This window comes from Flavobacterium enshiense (genome assembly GCF_040750275.1).
Classification (GTDB): Bacteria; Bacteroidota; Bacteroidia; order Flavobacteriales; family Flavobacteriaceae; genus Flavobacterium; species Flavobacterium enshiense_B.
On record NZ_JBDOCV010000046.1, the window covers coordinates 1 to 257 of the forward strand.

Genomic DNA, 257 nt, shown 5'->3' on the forward strand with positions numbered 1-257 from the left:
GGAGTGTCGTGCTCCTGGTGATCGACAACAAGAACGATTAGGAAAGCCCAGTGGAAAGCATCAAGCGCAAGCCCCAGGCAGCACCCTTGCAACGCACCGCCCCCGGCTGGCTGGACCGGCTGTTCAAGCTCAGCGAACACCGCACCAGCATCCGTACCGAACTGCTCGCCGGCCTGACGACCTTCGTCACCATGGCCTACATCATCTTCGTCAACCCGAACATCATGGCCGACGCGGGCGTCGACCACGGCGCCGCC

Annotated in this window: 1 pseudogene; it reads left to right on the plus strand. The window is 63.0% G+C overall.

From position 1 onward, the window contains the following. Positions 1 to 50: 50 nt before the first annotated feature. Positions 51 to 257: pseudogene (locus ABGT15_RS14740) on the plus strand (hypothetical protein); the annotation flags it as partial.